The organism is Bacillus cereus group sp. MYBK220-1 (assembly GCF_051916445.1).
GTDB classification, from domain to species: Bacteria; Bacillota; Bacilli; order Bacillales; family Bacillaceae_G; genus Bacillus_A; species Bacillus_A cereus.
This window is the reverse complement of sequence record NZ_JBQAGQ010000010.1, coordinates 1-17106: the sequence shown is the minus strand read 5'-3', so window position 1 is coordinate 17106 and position 17106 is coordinate 1. Positions and strand designations below refer to the sequence as shown.

Here is a 17106-nt window from a genome sequence, read left to right as displayed (position 1 = left end):
TAGTTTTTCTTTTGTTTTTCAAAAAAATTTGCAGGAATTTGGCGTTTTACGTAGAATTTTATGTGTTAGTTGACTGACCATATATACAATGTCAACTACCAATATTTTTCTATATGAATATTTGTTAAATTTCTGTAAAATTTAAGTAGATTAAAGCATGAATTTTATCATGTAGAGTACAATGGTAGTAACGACCTTCTTTCCTGAATGGGGTCAAAAAAACTAGTAGAGGAGTGGTTTTCTCTTGAAACCTACAACTACTCGTATGCTAACACGCATTAAATCAATTTATATGTACATCAATGAAAACGGAACGGTAACGACGAAAGACCTTGTAGATGAGTTCGGGATCACACCGCGAACGATACAACGTGATCTAAATGTGTTGCAGTTTAATGAACTCGTGTATAGCCCTTGCCGCGGTAAGTGGACAACAACAGGAAAGAAAGTGAGAATGACCTCATAACGAAAAATAATTGTATGGTAAATAAATACATACCCCTTTCTAATAATTAGAAAGGGGTCTTTTCTGCGCCTATAAAGGTACTACTTTTCAGTATCTACTTGATATGTTTTTAACATTTCTACTTCTTCATCTGTTAGCTCTCGGTATTGTCCAAGTTCTAGTTCTTCATCTAATACTAACGGACCCATCTCTGTTCTCTTTAGGTAGACTACTTTTTTTCCTACCGCTTCAAACATACGCTTCACTTGATGGAATTTCCCTTCCGTAATCACAAGCTCAATTTCAGAAATATCATCGCTTTTCAATATTGTAAGTGCACCTGGCTTTGTTTCATAGCCATCGTCTAAAATAACACCTTTAGCAAATTCTTTTACATCCTCTTCTGTTACTACTCCTGCAACGTGTGCATAATATTTTTTCGGCACATGCTTTTTCGGAGATAATAATTGATGTGATAACTTCCCATCATTTGTTATCAATAAGAAGCCTTCCGTATCGATATCAAGTCGTCCAACTGGGAACGGATCAAAGATTGCATCTTCTAATTCTAATAAATCTATTACTGTTTCATGATTATCATCTTCCGTCGCTGAAATAACACCTTGTGGTTTATGCATCATTAAGTAAACAAATTCTTTGTATTCCACAACTTCACCGTGAATCATAACTTCTTGCTCTTCTACATTTACATGAACTTTCGCATCTTTTACTGGCGTTCCATCAATTTTCACAACGCCATCTTTCAATAATTTCTTTACTTCTTTTCTACTTCCATATCCCATATTTGCTAATAATTTATCTAATCTCACGTTTTTCACCTTCTTTATTTATCATAGAAAAGGGGACGTAATTACGCCCCTCTTGATTTCAACTTTATTTTAAATCTACTACCAAGTTTACGTTGAATTTTATTTAATGCTTCTCCACCAAATACTCTTTCAAGTACTCCTGTGCGAATTGCTAACAATCCGTAAACAAGACCGCCAATACCTGCACAAATCGCAACTGTTATAAGAGCACCAATACGGCCATCAGGCGAAATCATGAAGGATAGAATCCATTGTGATAGTTTTACAGCAACGACCATTATAAGTGTCAGTACTGCAATTTGGAATGTTCTTTTATATACAACACCGAATGAATAGTGTGCGTATTTTTTAATTTGTTGATTTGTGTACCAAACAGAAGCTAAGAAACCAACTGCTGTCGCTAGAATTGCTCCTACTGTACCGAAATAACGAATAAAGATTACGTTACATACAAATTTCAAAATAACGCCCATTATAAGCGCAATAATCGCATGCTTCTGCTGGTTAATACCTTGCAGGATTGCTGCTGTTACTGTAAATAAAGCGAATAACAACGCAACTGGTGCATACCACATTAATACTTGTCCACCTAGTGGATCTGAATCGTAAAACGCAGTATAAATTGGATATGCAAGTGAAGAAATACCGACAACTGCTGGCAATGTTAAAAACATATTTGCCTGGAATGTTTGTGTAATTTGTAATTTCAAATAGCGGTATTGTTTTTCAGTAAATGATTTTGTGATTGCTGGTACAAGCGTTAAACTAAACGCTGTTGCAAGTGATACAGGAATCATAATTAACTTATGCGTCCACATTGTGAAAATACCGAGAGCTCGCTCTGCGATATCACCTTGACCAATCGCCTGCATAATTGAGTTAAATGTCAATGTATCAATTTGTTGATATAAAGGAATTGTTAACCCAATTACAACGTAAGGAATCGCATATGCAAATAACTCTTTAAACAATTGAACGGTGCTTACTGTTGATTCTGGTACAGTTTGTTCAATTAAATATTGATCCAAATATTTTTTACGTTTTAGCCAGTACCAAATTAACACACCGAGTGCTCCAACCGCTGAAACGAACGCAGCAAATGTCGCTACTCCAACTGCTGTTGCAACTGTACCGCCAAGTACTTTAATAACGATAAAACTACCTGCTAATAAAAAGACGATACGAATAATTTGTTCAATAATTTGTGAAACGGTAGTTGGTCCCATAGACTGGTGACCTTGAAAATAACCACGAATTAAACTCGCTGCTGGTACAACAATAAGCGCGAAGCTTACAAGACGAATGATCGTCGTAACTTCTCCTACATTATTGTGTATACTTTGTTTACCAAGCATCGCTTCTGCAAACAATGGCGCCGTCATGTACAGTACTAGGAACGAAAGAACTCCTGTTACTATCATCATAACCATTCCCGAGCGGAACATTCTCCGGCTCGTTTTATAATCGCCAAGCGCATTATATTTGGAAACAAATTTTGAAACAGCAAGTGGCACACCTGCCGTTGCGATACTTAAAAAGATCGTATATGGAATGTATCCATATGTATAGAGCGTTCCGCCTTCTGTTCCTACTAATGCATGAAACGGAAAGACGTAAATCATGCCTAAGAACTTTACTAAAAATGTCCCTAGCGTAACAATAAGCGTTCCGCGCAGAAATTTCGAATCGGACATACAAAAATCCTCCTACATCTACATAAAGTGAAACTATAATTAGTTGGAGACTTCTCTCCTACTCCTTATTAGTTGAACCATTCGAGCATTTACAGGCTAACAGACTCCCTATTTACTTCTCCTAAATCTTGAGGTTTTAGTCTTATCGCCTACAAATGGCAGGATAGTGCTGAACTCTAACTTTTGTATTGTACCACAATTCTCTCATTAAGCAGTACTTCACTCTATTTTTCTTTTAAGGGAAAACATGCTATTCTTTTAGGCAGGAAATGTAGAAAATGAGGTCGATATATTATGCATTATGATGTTATTGTCATCGGCGGCGGTCCTTCTGGGCTAATGGCTGCAATTGGTGCTGCAGAAGAAGGCGCAAATGTCTTACTTCTTGATAAAGGAAATAAACTTGGGCGTAAACTTGCAATTTCTGGTGGCGGACGCTGTAACGTAACGAACCGTCTACCACTTGATGAAATTGTTAAACATATACCAGGAAACGGTCGCTTCTTATACAGCGCTTTTTCTATTTTTAATAATGAAGATATTATTACATTCTTCGAAAATCTCGGTGTTAAATTGAAAGAAGAAGACCACGGTCGCATGTTCCCTGTGTCAAACAAAGCACAATCTGTTGTAGACGCACTTTTAACACGATTAAAAGACTTAGGTGTAAAAATTCGTACAAATACGCCTGTTGAAACGATTGAATATGAAAATGGTCAAACAAAAGCAGTTATACTGCAAACAGGCGAAGTGTTAGAAACAAATCACGTCGTTATCGCTGTTGGCGGAAAATCAGTTCCTCAAACTGGATCTACTGGAGACGGATATGCTTGGGCTGAAAAAGCGGGTCATACAATCACAGAATTATTCCCAACAGAAGTACCTATCCTTTCAAACGAGCCGTTTATACGTGACCGCTCATTACAAGGTCTTGCTTTACGTGATATAAACTTAAGTGTATTAAATCCGAAAGGAAAAGCTATCATTTCTCACAAAATGGACATGCTCTTCACTCATTTCGGCCTATCTGGACCTGCTGCTCTTCGCTGTAGCCAATTCGTCGTGAAAGCACTGAAAAAGTTTAAAACGAATACAATACAAATGAGTATTGATGCATTGCCAGAGGAAAATAGTGAACAACTATTTCAGCGCATGCTGAAACAAATGAAAGAAGATCCGAAAAAAGGAATTAAAAACGTTTTAAAAGGTTATGTTCCTGAACGTTACTTCCTATTCTTATTAGAAAAAAATGAAATTGACGGCAGCGAACAAGCTGGACAAGTTTCTCACGAAAAGATTCGTGCACTTGTGAAAGACTTTAAAGAGTTTACTGTGAATGTAAATGGTACGCAGTCAATTGAAAAAGCATTCGTTACTGGCGGAGGTGTATCCGTGAAAGAAATTAATCCGAAAGAAATGTCTTCTAAATTTACGAACGGCTTATATTTCTGCGGAGAAGTTCTTGATATTCATGGTTATACTGGTGGCTATAATATTACATCAGCCCTTGTTACTGGTAGAATTGCTGGAACGACTGCTGGAGAAAACGCGAAAATGCAATATTAAAAAAAGAAACAGGGATTCCTGTTTCTTTTTTAATATTGCCATGAAATCATTATCGGCGATTTCTCAAATATATCGACTTACCGACAAGAAGCGACAAACATCTGCTCCATGTAACTTTCCATTGCTTTTTTGTTGCTTTATATACCTTAGTACCTTTATATTTTATATTGTTGAATATTTAAAAAGGGTAAGGGGAAAACAAATGAGAAAAAAAGTCATGATGTCTTTAATGTTAATGACGTTTCTTTCTGCGGTAGAAGGAACGATTGTTAGTACAGCAATCCCTCGTATAACGAGTGATTTGTCAGGCGTCGAACTTGTTAGTTGGGTATATGCAATTTATATGCTTGCAACAGCTGTTTCGACTCCAATATACGGAAAGCTCGCTGATTTATTTGGCCGTAAAAAAGTTTTACTGATCGGAGCTACAATCTTTTTAGTCGGTTCTGCACTTTGCGGAGTCGTTACATCGATGGAACAATTAATCTTCTTCCGCGCGCTTCAAGGTATCGGTGCTGGTGCTGTTATGCCAATCACAATGACGATTATTGGAGACTTATATAGCGAAGCGAAAGACCGCGCGAAAGCACAAGGTTGGATGAGTGCCGTTTGGGGTGTATCCGGTGTTATCGGACCGTTAGTAGGTGGATTTTTAGTTGATTCCCTTTCTTGGCGTTATATTTTCTTCCTAAACGTTCCATTCGGAATTATCGCTTGCTTAATGATTGCAATTTACTACAAAGAATCTATTAAACCTGCTAAGCATCATATCGATTATCTTGGTGCAACAGTCTTCTCATTAAGTACAATCGCTCTACTATATGCATTATTAACAGGTAGCAGTAAGCAAAACTGGGGAGACATGACAATTATCGGCCTATTAATCTTTGCCGCTATTTCATTTATTATTTTCTTATTCATCGAGAAGAAATCTCCGGAACCATTAATTCCGCTAGCACTTTTCTCTAACCGTACATTATCTACGATAAATATATTAACTCTTATTGCTGGCGCAATGATTATTAGTATTACAATGTACCTTCCAATTTGGAGCCAAGGTGTATTAGGGAAAAACGCTACAGAAGCTGGACTTATTTTAATGCCAATTCCTGTTATGTGGACATTTGGCGCTATTTTCTCTGGTAACTTAGTAGGCAAATTAAAAACGAAACAAATCATTTTACTTGGAGCTAGCATTTTATCAGTCGCTACGTTCTTATTATTTACACTATCAACAAATTCACCATCGTTCCTTATTTATGTAGCAGTCGGATTATTCGGCTTAGGAATGGGGCTTGTGACACCGATTTACATGGTAACAATTCAAGCAGCCGTACCAGCTCATACACGCGGAACAGCTGTTGGTTTAAACACATTTATTAATACATTTAGTCAAACGTTAGGTGCTGCAATATTCGGTACAATCTTCAATACGATGATTCACGCACGTGGTATTAAAAATCTTGATCTTGTATCTGGTGGACATGGCGGTACTACAGCAAACGTAGTAACCGAATCGCAATCTGCATTAGCATCAAGCGTACACGTCATTTATATGAGCACTTTCGTATTAGCAGTATTTACATTAATTATCGCTTGGCTCTTATTAAAGCCAGCTACACAAACAAGTGAGCAACAATAAAAAGGATGACCATTTTGGTCATCCTTTTTATTCTTCATTCTCCACAATATGTTTCAGCATGGATAATTTATTATCCCAAAAACGTTCATAATACGAGAGCCATTGTTGTAATTCTTCTAATGGTTCTGGATGCAAACGATATATCTTCTCTCTTCCGCTTTTTCTTCCACTTACTAAATTCGCTTCCGAAAGAATATGAAGGTGCTTTACAACCGCAGTACGACTCATCGGAAAATGATCCGTTATTTTGGAAATCGGTAACTCTTTGTCACTTAATAACCGTATTACTTCTCGGCGGGTTGGATCAGCAATTGCTTGAAATACATCATATTTCGCTGCTGACGAGGACACTTAGCCTTCGACAACCTTTTTCAGTTTTTCATTTACAATCGCTACCCAACCACCGCTCATTCTATCGCGAATAATAGAGCTCTTCGCATTTGCTTTCGGAAGAATTTCATCAGGATGTTTCCAGCCGCCGTGAATTAACGTAAATTCTGTTTTGTTATCTCCTAAGTCTTTCAAATCAAATGAAACAACCCAGCCATCTGTATCCCATGAGAAAGATAAATGGTTTGGTTCATCAATTTCTAATACTTTACATGGTGATGGCCCAAATGGTGATTGCACATGAAATTCATGTCCTACCTCTAATACAAAATCATTTGGCATAAACCATGACGCAATCCCTTCTGCAGTTGATACTACACTCCATACCTTTTGAATAGACGCGTTAAAAACGATTGTTTGTTTAATATCATTTAATGTATTTTGTTGTTCCATTTTCATTCTCCTTTACTCGGCGTTACAACATAACACCTTTTGGTTGTACTTCGATAATATAACACCTTTTAGTTTCATGTCAACGCTAATTCTTTTACTGTTGAGAAATTCTCAACATTTTTTCAACAGGACAAACACCCTCTTAGCATTTCCTCATAATATACTCACAAAGGCAATACAAAATAAAAACTTCTTTCAACATGAAACTCCATCATTCATCTTGAAAGAAGCGCCTTACTTATATCATGCGTACTTCGTCTCTCCTCCTTCCCTCAAGGGACAATACGCGAGATATGACAAAGTCAGAAGGAATATGCCCACCATTTGAGTAGGTAGTTATTTCTCTTCTCCTCAACATTTCCTCAGGAGCGAAATGACTACCGACTCACTTTTTTCAAACAAAAATAAAAAGGGGATGAAAGCTATGTTCTATTGTATTAACTGCTCTGATATTCACCATGAAAAACATCCAAATGATAAAGTATTCAAAAACGGTTTTTATATTGATCCATTTTTAGGTGATCGTTATCACCTTGGTATGTGTAAAGATGCCCAAAACCATGAAACAGGGGAGCCTCTTTTAACGACAAAGAAATTAGGCACAACCCAATCTATTATGAACGTATTACCGACACATGTTGTCCCAACATAAAACATAAAAAAGAGCTGGGTGAGCCAGCTCTTTTTTATGCTTTATAAACGATCATTGCTGAAAAACAATAAATTTGGTTTTCATCGTCGTTAATAGAAACACCAACTTGATACTTAATATCTACAAAGTTGCTATCATCAATCTTTTTCAAAAACACATTCACAGCGTCTTCTAAGTCTTTTTCGTGACTTTCATCAAATACTTTCACACGAATCATGTTAACACCGTCCTAGATCGCAGCCCTCGGCCGCTTGATTATTGCCACGGTGCGTATCTATGATGCGATAAAACTTTCCATTCTCATATATATATCCGTCTTCTAACACATATTCTTTATCTTCAGTATAGACATAAAACTTACCTATCATAAATTTACTCGTATATAATTCCAAATAATTTTGTCTAAATTTAGCTACAACTTTATTTGTAATATCAATTTTTATTGTGCGCCCCACCTTCTCTCCCTCCTTTGCAAAGAACGGATTTAGGTATATTGTATTAGCGCTTTTACATTTTATGCTTAAAAATAAGTGGATATGCCTTCTTTCTTCACCTGTACTATTTTTCTAAAAAAATCACGATAAATAAGGTCCCAAAAAAAAAGCATAAAAAAGCACTTTATCTTATTGACTCGAATATAAACATTATGTTATTATATAAAATTTGACATTTTTACATACGTATGCTATCATTAAAAGTGGTTACCACATATGGAGGTGGATGATTTGTTTCAAATTGGTGATAAAATCGTTTATCCAATGCACGGTGCAGGAATCATCGAAGCAATTGAAGAGAAAGAAATATTAGGTACTTCACGTCAATATTGTGTGATACGCATCATTAGTAAAGATATGCAAGTAATGCTTCCGATGGATCAATTAAAAAAATCAGGTATTCGTTATATCGTTGATCGAGGTACGTTAGATGATATACTTCTTGAATTTCAAAACGGGGAGTCAGACACATCACTCTCATGGAAACAAAGATATACAATGAATATGGAAAAAATGAAAAACGGCAATTTACAAGATAGCGCAGAAGTTGTTCGGGATTTACTTCGCCGCAATAAAGAGAGAACTTTAAATGCGAGTGAAAAACAAATGCTAGATAACGCCCGAAAAATGATGATCAGTGAAGTTGCACTCGTACAAAATGTTTCTGAACATCAAGCAACAGAATTTCTTCAAGATACAATTAATCACTAAATTTAAAATAGCTGGCCGCTATTTTTTTTTGTAAAAAAAGGACGAAGAGTTTTATCTCTTCGTCCTTTTTTATTACCCACGCCCAGCTTGAAACGATGGATATAACGTCATTCCACCATCTGCAAATAGCGTAATGCCCGTTACATAACTCGCCTCTGAAGAAGCGAGCCAAGTTGCTACTGCTGCAATTTCTTCAGGGTTTCCAATATAGCCCATCGGTATCATACTTTCTACGTCAGCACGTTTTTTAGGATCAGCAAACTTTTCTGCATTAATCGGCGTATTAATTGCACCTGGTCCAATATTATTTACTCGAATACCTTTTGGCGCATATTCTAGCGCTAACGTTTCTGTCATCAGTTTAATACCACCCTTACTCGCTGCATAGTGCACAAATAGTGGCCACGGAATTTTCTCATGAACACTAGACATATTAATGACAGAACCTTTAATATCATGTTCTACAAAATATTTAATCGCTTCACGACTTCCTAAAAAAGCACCTGTTAAATTTGTATTAATTACCCTATTCCAATCTTCAAGCGGCATTTCATGCGACGGTACCGCGTTTTCTATCCCTGCATTATTAATCATAACGTCAAGCGTACCAAACTCTTTCACAGCAGATTGAATGAGATTCACAACATCTGATTCGACGGTTACATCACCTTTTACAGCAATCGCTTCGCCGCCTACCTTTTTAATTTCTTCTAACACATCATTCGCTTCTGATTCTCGTGAGCGATAATTAATAACCACTTTCGCTTTTTCCTTAGCAAACCTCACTCCCATCGCTCTTCCAAGACCAGTTGCTGATCCTGTAATAACGACAACTTTCCCTGCTAAATCACTATACATTTCCATACCTCCTTTAACTTTTGGCTATACCTAACATAATTCCGGCTGCGATAATAAAAACAATACCGACAACGATACCCGTTAATTGACGTTTCGTTTTCTTTTCACCTAATATAAGGATCCCACCAAGCGTGGAAATAATAATTCCCATTTGCGATAGCGAGAAACTTGTTGCGACTCCAACACGCGGCTGCGAAATGAATAAAAACATATTTCCAGCTGCCCAAATTAATCCTGGAATAATATTTCGGATTGCATATTTATTAAATGGATGATGTTTAAAGGTAAGCAAAATCCCACCTAACACCATACCAACTGCTTGTGGCAACAAAGCTGACCAACCATCTACGTTAAATAGTCTAATCACTACTACGTAAACTAAATAGCCGACTGTTGAAATTAATAAAATTACGATACCTCTTTTAAAGTTTGCTGCTTGCTCTGCATTCTTTTCTTCTTCACTTTGAAGCGATGTTAAAATAACACCGATAATAATACAAACGAGCGCTAAAATCCCAAGGACGACCGATATTGTCGTGGACCATTCATGAAATACGATAACGCCAAATAAAGTCGTCGCGACTAATTGAAGTCCTGTTGAAATTGGCATCGTCCTCGAAACACCCATTAAATCAATACTTTTCAATTGATTTGCCTGACCAAGCGCCCAAAATAAACCTGACACAACTCCAACTCCGATAACGGTAGGTGTTAATACTGGCTTCATAAAAATATAAACAACAATTGAGAAAATAAGTGCTCCAAACGTTGTTCCGAGCGTTTGACTATACGGTCCCCCGCCCAGTTTTACGTTAAATAGCACAATACTTCCCCAAAATATAGCTGGTAAAATCGCTAAAAATATATCCATCACTCATTACCTTTCTTTACTAAATGCATAGGTTATCACTCTAAGTCATTAGAGTGAGCTTTTATTTTTTCTTTTTCCCGTTCACAAACTTTTTCTGCAATAGCGTCAGAAACATTCTTTTCTCGCTCCACTTTCTTTATCTTTACGTGATCTAAATGGTCTTCCAAAGTAAGCGTAACTCTATCGTTCGGGGGATTATGCGCTCCTTGAAATGTAAGAAATTGTAGCTTCACTTCATACCTAGGAACAAATTCATCTTTCTTGCCGAGACGCTTTATATTTATAACTGAAGCACATTCATATTGATCTTCTGTCACTTGTCTAATAACTGAATAGTACCTATTTGATAATGCACTCTCTAAAAGCTGTTCTCTTGATTCTTTCGCGAAAGAATCACTTGGAGAAGAGAAAAAAGACGCACATAGCATTGTCATAACTACACATATTTTTTTCATAATTCCCTCCTTGTTCTATAGATTAGTGTTCTCAAAACTGCCATAAAAAAACGACTTTCCCTATATAGGAAAGTCGTTTTAATGAATCCAATATTAACCACCGCTCACTGGTGGGATTAGTGCAACAACATCACCAGATTGGACCCTGTCATCTTCATTTGCATATTCTTCATTAATCGCAACCATAATTGGCTCTGAAACTGGTACATTATATTCGTTCGCAACAACATCTTTTAACTGTGCAACCGTAATATTTTCTTTCTCTATTTGTAATTCACTTGTCCCTGCTTCTTCTTGCAAGTGCGCAAATAACAATACTCGAATCATACTTATAGCTCCTTCCCAGGCTCTCCCGCCGGATATGGTGTTTTTTCTAATTGATCACCAATCCATGAGTCACCATCTTCCCAAAACTCCTTTTTCCAAATCGGAACAATTTGTTTTATGCGTTCCATAATATATTCGTTCGCTTCATAAGCCGCTTTACGGTGTGGTGTTGAAACAGCAACAACAACCGCTATATCAGAAATTTGCAACGTACCGATGCGATGTGTAATCGCAACGTGTGTACCTGGCCATTTCTCTTTCACTTCTAATCCGATTTTCTCTAGCATCTTTTCTGCCATCGTTTTATAAGCGACATATTCTAAGTATAATGTACGACGCCCTTTCGTAAACTCTCTAACCGTTCCAATAAATGTTGTAACAGCACCGCATTCACGTCGAATTACTTTCTTCGTTACCTCTTCAATCGAGATTTCTGTATCAATTACTTCATAATATGTATTTGTCATTTCGCACTCCTAACCGTTTGTAAAAACCAGTCTATGTACAACTCTTCTTCTGTTATATGAAATACTTTATATTCTTCTCGTATATTTACTGGGACATCATACCACGTAATAACCGCCACTATATTTTCTACTTTATGTAAAAGCTCAGCATCTTCCGCAGAACGAAGTAACACTACTTTCGGGTAGTTCTCTTTTTTATAGCCCTCTATTAAAATTGTATCCACTTTAAAAAACTCATATAAGCGAATAATTTCTTGCAAGGACCATTTCTTTCTTAGTGAAGAAAGTGAAAGTAATCCAGCACCTTCTACACTACTTACGACAGCACCAGCTTTACGGTGTCTTTCGCTATCTTTTTGCGCTACTTCTGGAAAACCTCCGTGCCCGTGATGTTTAATTGTAGCAACTTTCATTTCGCTTTCGGCTAATGCATGCACAATTTTCTCTACAAGTGTCGTTTTTCCGCTATTTTGATACCCTACTATTTGTAAGATTGAAGGGGCTTCGCCCATGGCCACTCACATCCCTCAGAGTGCTCTAACAATAATACGGATACTTTCATTCCGGTCTCAAATCCTCTCGTTCCTCCGGGTAACACGATAAAAGCATTCGCATCTGCAAGTGAAGATACCGCACTCGATTTATCTAAACCAACCGGCATCGCTTGTAACGCCCCATCCACAATTGTTACGTTCGCTCTTACGAAACGAGTAAATGGATTTGGCTTCGGAAAATCTTTTTGTAAAATAGCATCCGCTCTATATACGTGAGGTTCCTTCGCATACAAATACGTTTTTATAATTGGATGCACAAATAATTCAAAGCCTACATAACAAGCAGACGGATTTCCTGATAAACCAAAGAGTAACTTTCCATCAACTTCAGCTACTGTCGTTACACTTCCGGGCCTCATGGCTATCTTATTAAAGAGTACATTTGCCTGTAATCTTTCATAAATAGCTGGTAAGTAGTCATAATCTCCTACTGATACACCGCCTGTTGTAATTAAAATGTCGACCTCATCCATCGCTGATTGAACAGCTGTAAAACATGCATCTAACTCATCCGCGAGTTGACCATAATAACGAACTTTCCCGCCAGCTTTCATAATTTGAGCTGCGATCATATACGAGTTACTATTTCTAATTTTCCCCGGTTCTAACGGCTCATGTACTTCTAATAATTCACTTCCTGTCGTTACAATACCGACAACAGGCTGTTTTACAACTTTCACCGTGCTATATCCAAACGTTGCTAGTAAGGCCGCAACACCTGGATTAATTGCAACACCTTTCTTAACGAGAACTTGATTTTGTTTTATATCTTCTCCTTTAAATGACACATTGTCACCGTTATTAAAAGGGCGTTTTAACTTCATATATGTTTTCCCGTTCTTCTCAAACCCTTCTGTCAGCTCTAGCATTACGACTGCATTGCAATCTTCTGGAATAGCTGCTCCTGTCATAATGCGAATTGCTTCAAAAGCTCCTACTTCCTCTAAAAAAACGGAACCCGCCCCGATTTCTCCTATTACTTCAAATTCAACTGGTTTCTCTTGAGTTGCTTCTTTCGTATCTTCTGCTCGAATGGCGAAACCATCGTAAGGGGAACGATCAAAATGAGGAACGTCATGATCTGAGACAACATCTTCCCCGAGAATTCTCCCGTAACTTTCCGTAATAGAAATTTCTTCTACTTCACCATGCTTCGCATATTTCATTACCCGTTCTACTGCCTCAGCAACTTGAATTGGAATTCGTTTTTCTACCATCGTTTCTCACCTCATATTTGCAATTTTTTTTATCTCGATTAAACTTTATATATTCAATAGAAATTACTTCAAGGAGGAATTCCATGTCTTCATTTACACATTTCAATGACCAAGGACGCGCAAAAATGGTTGATATAAGCGACAAAAAAGCAACCGTTCGAACAGCAATTGCGTGCTCTAGCATTGTCGTTACGAAAGAAATTTACGATAAAATCTCTCACAATGAAATTGGGAAAGGTGACGTATTAGCAGTTGCGCAAATCGCAGGCATTATGGCCGCGAAACGTACTTCTGATATTATCCCAATGTGCCACCCTTTATTATTAAAAGGTGTTGACGTTTCTTTCGATTGGAAACAATCAGAAGAACAATATCGTTTACTCATTGAAGTAAAAGTTAAAACAGAAGGTAGCACCGGTGTTGAAATGGAAGCTTTAACAGCTGCTTCCGCTACCGCTCTTACTGTGTATGATATGTGTAAAGCTGTCGATAAAGGTATGATTATCGGTGAAACGTACTTACTTGAAAAAACAGGTGGAAAAAGTGGAGATTATACGAGAAATTCATAATCCTCTCTCCGTTGAGCCTAAAGGGTTTCCTTTAGGTTCAACCTATATATCTTGCATATAAACTTTTCGCTACATTCATATCATTCGTCCCATGAATGAACGCCCTGCCATCTGTAAATAAAACAAAACGATATTCTTCTACCGGAAATGATAATAAATAAGGTGTCGCCTTTATCTCTACGCTTCTTTGTAAGCGTTTTTTAATTTCTTCTAAATTAAAATTCTTCCGCACACCCGGGCGAATTTGTACTGTATTCCGCCCACATAACACTTCTGTTTTCGTTTGTCCTTCAAATGTTAAACTCGGATATGTACGTAACCTTCCGCAAGATAAACAAGTATCTTTTTTCTGCCTATTCACTTTAAATGCCATCTGTTGATTATTCCAAAGATCAAACGATAACATCGTTTCACGAAGCGCACCAAAGTCTTCTACTAATATTTTCAGCGCTTCCGTAATTTGATGCGCAACTACTAATTGTACTGCCGGTTGTATAATACCAGCTGTGTCACATGTTGCACCGCTCGCTGGATGCTCCATTAAACAGCGAAAACACGGTGTTTTCCCTGGTAAAATTGTATACGTTACTCCGTAGCTTCCGACACACCCACCATATATCCACGGAATATTATACTTTTGTGAAATATCATTAATAAGAAGACGCGTTTCAAAATTATCTGTCGCATCTAATATTAAATCTACATCATTCACTAATTCTTCCATTTCTTGCACCGTTACATCCGTCACAACAGGAGTTATTTCCACCTCAGAATTAATTGCTCTTAAATGCTCTGCTGCCGCTACCGCCTTCGGTTTATACTGCTTTGCATCTTCTTCTGTATATAGTTGTTGTCTTTGTAAATTACTCCATTCTACATAATCACGATCAGCAATCGTTACTTTTCCAACACCCGCTCTAACAATCGCTTCTGCATTTGCCGCACCGAGAGCACCAGCACCAATAATAAGCACATGCTTCTCTCTTATTTTTCTCTGTCCTTCTTCTCCAACACCAGAAAATAATATTTGTCTTGAATATCGCTCCTGCATGCGATAGCCCCCTTTCTTATCCTCCTATATAAGACATTTCGATTTTCGGACGATTTTTTGCACTTTCTTCTGTTCGTTCATCCGAATACCTATCTTTTCTATTCATCCATACATCTTGTATAACACTTAATAACTCCTCATCCGAAAGATTTCCTCTAAGAAGTTCTCTTACATCCAAACCCTCTGTCGCAAATAAGCACGTATAAAACTTTCCATCTGCCGAAATTCTCGCCCTCGTACAAGAGACACAAAATGACTCAGAAACAGATGTAATAAAACCAACTTCAACATTTGTTCCAACGTACCGATATCGCTTCGCAACTTCACCAAAGTAATGCGCTTCGGCTGGCTCAAGTGGATACATCTTATGAATCATCTCAATCAATTCTCGTTTTGTAACGACTTGATCAAAATTCCACCCATTTGTACTACCAACATCCATAAACTCAATAAACCGAAGCGTGATTCCTTGCTCTTTAAAATACGCAGCCATCGGAAGTACTTGATGATCGTTCATCCCTTTTTTTACAACCATATTTACCTTTACTTCCAGCCCCGCCTCTTTAGCTGCTATAATTCCCTTAATTACCGGTTTTGTATTAATATTTCGACCATTAATATTCTTAAATATGTCATCATCTATCGCATCTAAACTAACATTCACTCTATGTAATCCAGCTTCTTTTAATGCCTTCGCTTGTTTCGTTAAATGTACAGCATTTGTCGTTAACCCTATATCTATTAACCCATCAATTTTCACAAGACGTGCAATAAGTTTTGTTAAATCTTTACGAAGTAGTGGCTCACCACCAGTAATTCTAATTTTTCGTACACCGATGTTAACAAATAATTTTGCCAAACGCTCAATTTCATCAAAAGTTAGTAAAAACTCATCTTTCAAAAAAGCATAATCTGGCCCAAATATTTCCGCTGGCATACAATATGTACATCTAAAATTGCAACGATCAATGACAGATATACGTAAATCTTGAAGTGGGCGTCCAAAAAAATCTTTAACCATCTCCTGCATCGCCACCCTCCCTTTCTGCCAAATTTCTTTCTTTTCATTCTATTATAATATATTTTCGAACTACGATGTTTTTGCTCAAGGGAATAAAGTGAAACTTTAAATAATTAGAGGGGATCCACTCCCCCTGGTTAACGAGGTTTACTTACAAATACAAAGATAAAAAAACCTTGAAACATAAAAGTTTCAAGGTTTTTTGCTTATTAACTTAATCTAATAATAGTTAGGGTAGCCCCTGGCGTTGCTGTAGATAATGTAGCTACTGCAACTACTCCAAATAACTGTAAGCTAACAGCAGCTCCAGCAGGCAAGTTAGCGATTATTGTTGCACTAAATGAACCAGTAGCCACTGTCGGAGCGTTTATCGTTCCCGCAAGCGGACTACCATTTACAGTTATACGAGAACTTACAACTAATCCTGCCGTTAAATTAATTGTATAAGCTATATAATAATTTCCTGCATTCGCAACTGTAAATACAGTATTTCCACCACTAACGGTTATTCCTGGACCAATATTTTGATTGTTCGGTAATGGTACATTCGTACCACCTAATAAAACGGAAATAGCGGTTCCTGATGTATTATTCGCAAATGCATACGTTGCAGTTGTACTAACTCCAGTTGCCCCGGTCGCTCCAGTGGCTCCAGCTCCGGTTGGACCTGTATCTCCAGTTGGACCTTGTGAACCGGTTGCTCCTGTTGCCCCCGTTACTCCTTGGATTCCTTGCGGGCCTTGAATTCCTTGTAGCCCTGTCGCTCCGGTTGCTCCTGTAGCTCCCGTTGGACCTTGAATTCCTTGCGGGCCTTGGATTCCTTGTGGCCCTGTCGCTCCGGTTGCTCCTGTAGCTCCCGTTGGACCTTGAATTCCTTGCGGGCCTTGGATTCCTTGTGG

General features: G+C 37.6%; 22 protein-coding genes. 6 read left to right on the top strand and 16 right to left on the bottom strand.

Going from position 1 to position 17106, the window contains the following annotated elements; all coding sequences use genetic code 11:
• The first annotated feature begins 244 nt into the window (after positions 1-244).
• Positions 245-466 carry a DeoR family transcriptional regulator gene (locus ACTFRU_RS26080; protein WP_000805512.1) on the top strand — a complete coding sequence of 74 codons (222 nt, stop codon included), beginning with the start codon at positions 245-247 and terminating at the stop codon, positions 464-466.
• Positions 467-546: 80 nt separating this feature from the next.
• Here the strand turns inward: ACTFRU_RS26080 and ACTFRU_RS26075 are convergent, their stop codons facing one another.
• Together ACTFRU_RS26075 and ACTFRU_RS26070 are read right to left on the bottom strand one after the other, a co-directional pair.
• Positions 547-1275, bottom strand: coding sequence for a pseudouridine synthase (locus ACTFRU_RS26075; protein WP_001234947.1), 729 nt, complete (start codon positions 1273-1275; stop codon positions 547-549).
• 41 nt (positions 1276-1316) lie between these two features.
• Positions 1317-2969 (bottom strand): putative polysaccharide biosynthesis protein, encoded by a 1653-nt coding sequence (locus ACTFRU_RS26070; RefSeq protein ID WP_440037960.1) that lies wholly within the window; start codon positions 2967-2969, stop codon positions 1317-1319.
• 294 nt (positions 2970-3263) lie between these two features.
• Here ACTFRU_RS26070 and ACTFRU_RS26065 point away from each other — a divergent pair, with 294 nt between their 5' ends.
• Complete coding sequence (locus ACTFRU_RS26065; RefSeq protein WP_000558859.1) at positions 3264-4535, top strand: NAD(P)/FAD-dependent oxidoreductase; 1272 nt, start codon at positions 3264-3266, stop codon at positions 4533-4535.
• 202 nt (positions 4536-4737) lie between these two features.
• The gene (locus tag ACTFRU_RS26060) at positions 4738-6177 is read left to right on the top strand and encodes an MDR family MFS transporter (protein WP_001228021.1); all 1440 of its coding nucleotides are present in this window, start codon (positions 4738-4740) and stop codon (positions 6175-6177) included.
• Between the two features lie 27 nt (positions 6178-6204).
• Here the strand turns inward: ACTFRU_RS26060 and ACTFRU_RS26055 are convergent, their stop codons facing one another.
• Together ACTFRU_RS26055 and ACTFRU_RS26050 are read right to left on the bottom strand one after the other, a co-directional pair.
• Positions 6205-6528, bottom strand: coding sequence for an ArsR/SmtB family transcription factor (locus ACTFRU_RS26055; protein WP_000098837.1), 324 nt, complete (start codon positions 6526-6528; stop codon positions 6205-6207).
• Positions 6529-6960: an SRPBCC family protein gene (locus ACTFRU_RS26050; RefSeq protein WP_000437765.1), complete on the bottom strand. Its 432-nt coding sequence runs from the start codon at positions 6958-6960 to the stop codon at positions 6529-6531.
• 424 nt (positions 6961-7384) lie between these two features.
• On the opposite strand from ACTFRU_RS26050, the gene ACTFRU_RS26045 reads away from it, so the two are divergent.
• Positions 7385-7612 carry a DUF3973 domain-containing protein gene (locus tag ACTFRU_RS26045; RefSeq protein WP_000498989.1) on the top strand — a complete coding sequence of 76 codons (228 nt, stop codon included), beginning with the start codon at positions 7385-7387 and terminating at the stop codon, positions 7610-7612.
• Between the two features lie 34 nt (positions 7613-7646).
• Here the strand turns inward: ACTFRU_RS26045 and ACTFRU_RS26040 are convergent, their stop codons facing one another.
• Together ACTFRU_RS26040 and ACTFRU_RS26035 are read right to left on the bottom strand one after the other, a co-directional pair.
• On the bottom strand, positions 7647-7829 hold the full coding sequence (locus ACTFRU_RS26040) for a sporulation protein Cse60 (RefSeq protein WP_000621751.1): 183 nt from the start codon (positions 7827-7829) through the stop codon (positions 7647-7649).
• Between the two features lies 1 nt (position 7830).
• Complete coding sequence (locus tag ACTFRU_RS26035; RefSeq protein ID WP_000533806.1) at positions 7831-8067, bottom strand: DUF2553 family protein; 237 nt, start codon at positions 8065-8067, stop codon at positions 7831-7833.
• Positions 8068-8322: 255 nt separating this feature from the next.
• Here ACTFRU_RS26035 and ACTFRU_RS26030 point away from each other — a divergent pair, with 255 nt between their 5' ends.
• Positions 8323-8817, top strand: coding sequence for a CarD family transcriptional regulator (locus ACTFRU_RS26030; protein WP_000451445.1), 495 nt, complete (start codon positions 8323-8325; stop codon positions 8815-8817).
• A 72-nt stretch (positions 8818-8889) separates the two neighbouring features.
• Here the strand turns inward: ACTFRU_RS26030 and ACTFRU_RS26025 are convergent, their stop codons facing one another.
• The 7 genes from ACTFRU_RS26025 to ACTFRU_RS25995 form a co-directional block, all read right to left on the bottom strand.
• Positions 8890-9675: a glucose 1-dehydrogenase gene (locus tag ACTFRU_RS26025; protein WP_000286674.1), complete on the bottom strand. Its 786-nt coding sequence runs from the start codon at positions 9673-9675 to the stop codon at positions 8890-8892.
• Between the two features lie 13 nt (positions 9676-9688).
• On the bottom strand, positions 9689-10546 hold the full coding sequence (gene glcU, locus ACTFRU_RS26020; RefSeq protein ID WP_000350861.1) for a glucose uptake protein GlcU: 858 nt from the start codon (positions 10544-10546) through the stop codon (positions 9689-9691).
• 35 nt (positions 10547-10581) lie between these two features.
• Positions 10582-11001, bottom strand: coding sequence for a DUF3888 domain-containing protein (locus ACTFRU_RS26015; RefSeq protein WP_000717687.1), 420 nt, complete (start codon positions 10999-11001; stop codon positions 10582-10584).
• A gap of 93 nt (positions 11002-11094) precedes the next feature.
• Positions 11095-11328: a molybdopterin converting factor subunit 1 gene (gene moaD, locus ACTFRU_RS26010; RefSeq protein WP_000621778.1), complete on the bottom strand. Its 234-nt coding sequence runs from the start codon at positions 11326-11328 to the stop codon at positions 11095-11097.
• A 2-nt stretch (positions 11329-11330) separates the two neighbouring features.
• The gene (gene moaE, locus ACTFRU_RS26005) at positions 11331-11795 is read right to left on the bottom strand and encodes a molybdopterin synthase catalytic subunit MoaE (protein ID WP_000185942.1); all 465 of its coding nucleotides are present in this window, start codon (positions 11793-11795) and stop codon (positions 11331-11333) included.
• The gene (gene mobB, locus ACTFRU_RS26000) at positions 11792-12307 is read right to left on the bottom strand and encodes a molybdopterin-guanine dinucleotide biosynthesis protein B (RefSeq protein WP_000503325.1); all 516 of its coding nucleotides are present in this window, start codon (positions 12305-12307) and stop codon (positions 11792-11794) included. Before mobB ends, moaE begins: the two co-directional genes overlap by 4 nt.
• Positions 12277-13566, bottom strand: a complete 1290-nt coding sequence (locus ACTFRU_RS25995) for a molybdopterin molybdotransferase MoeA (RefSeq protein ID WP_440037959.1) — start codon at positions 13564-13566, stop codon at positions 12277-12279. The genes mobB and ACTFRU_RS25995 overlap by 31 nt, the downstream gene beginning before the upstream one ends.
• Before the next feature lie 83 nt (positions 13567-13649).
• Between ACTFRU_RS25995 and moaC the strand changes: the two genes are divergently transcribed.
• On the top strand, positions 13650-14135 hold the full coding sequence (gene moaC, locus ACTFRU_RS25990; RefSeq protein ID WP_000094146.1) for a cyclic pyranopterin monophosphate synthase MoaC: 486 nt from the start codon (positions 13650-13652) through the stop codon (positions 14133-14135).
• Positions 14136-14172: 37 nt separating this feature from the next.
• Here the strand turns inward: moaC and ACTFRU_RS25985 are convergent, their stop codons facing one another.
• From ACTFRU_RS25985 to ACTFRU_RS25975, 3 genes are all read right to left on the bottom strand, one after another.
• On the bottom strand, positions 14173-15186 hold the full coding sequence (locus ACTFRU_RS25985) for a molybdopterin-synthase adenylyltransferase MoeB (protein WP_001158105.1): 1014 nt from the start codon (positions 15184-15186) through the stop codon (positions 14173-14175).
• Between the two features lie 16 nt (positions 15187-15202).
• A complete protein-coding gene (gene moaA, locus ACTFRU_RS25980) occupies positions 15203-16216 on the bottom strand; it encodes a GTP 3',8-cyclase MoaA (protein ID WP_001157114.1) in 1014 nt (337 codons plus the stop codon).
• Positions 16217-16416: 200 nt separating this feature from the next.
• The coding region (locus tag ACTFRU_RS25975; protein ID WP_440037958.1) for a BclA C-terminal domain-containing protein at positions 16417-17106 on the bottom strand (690 nt) is incomplete at its 5' end.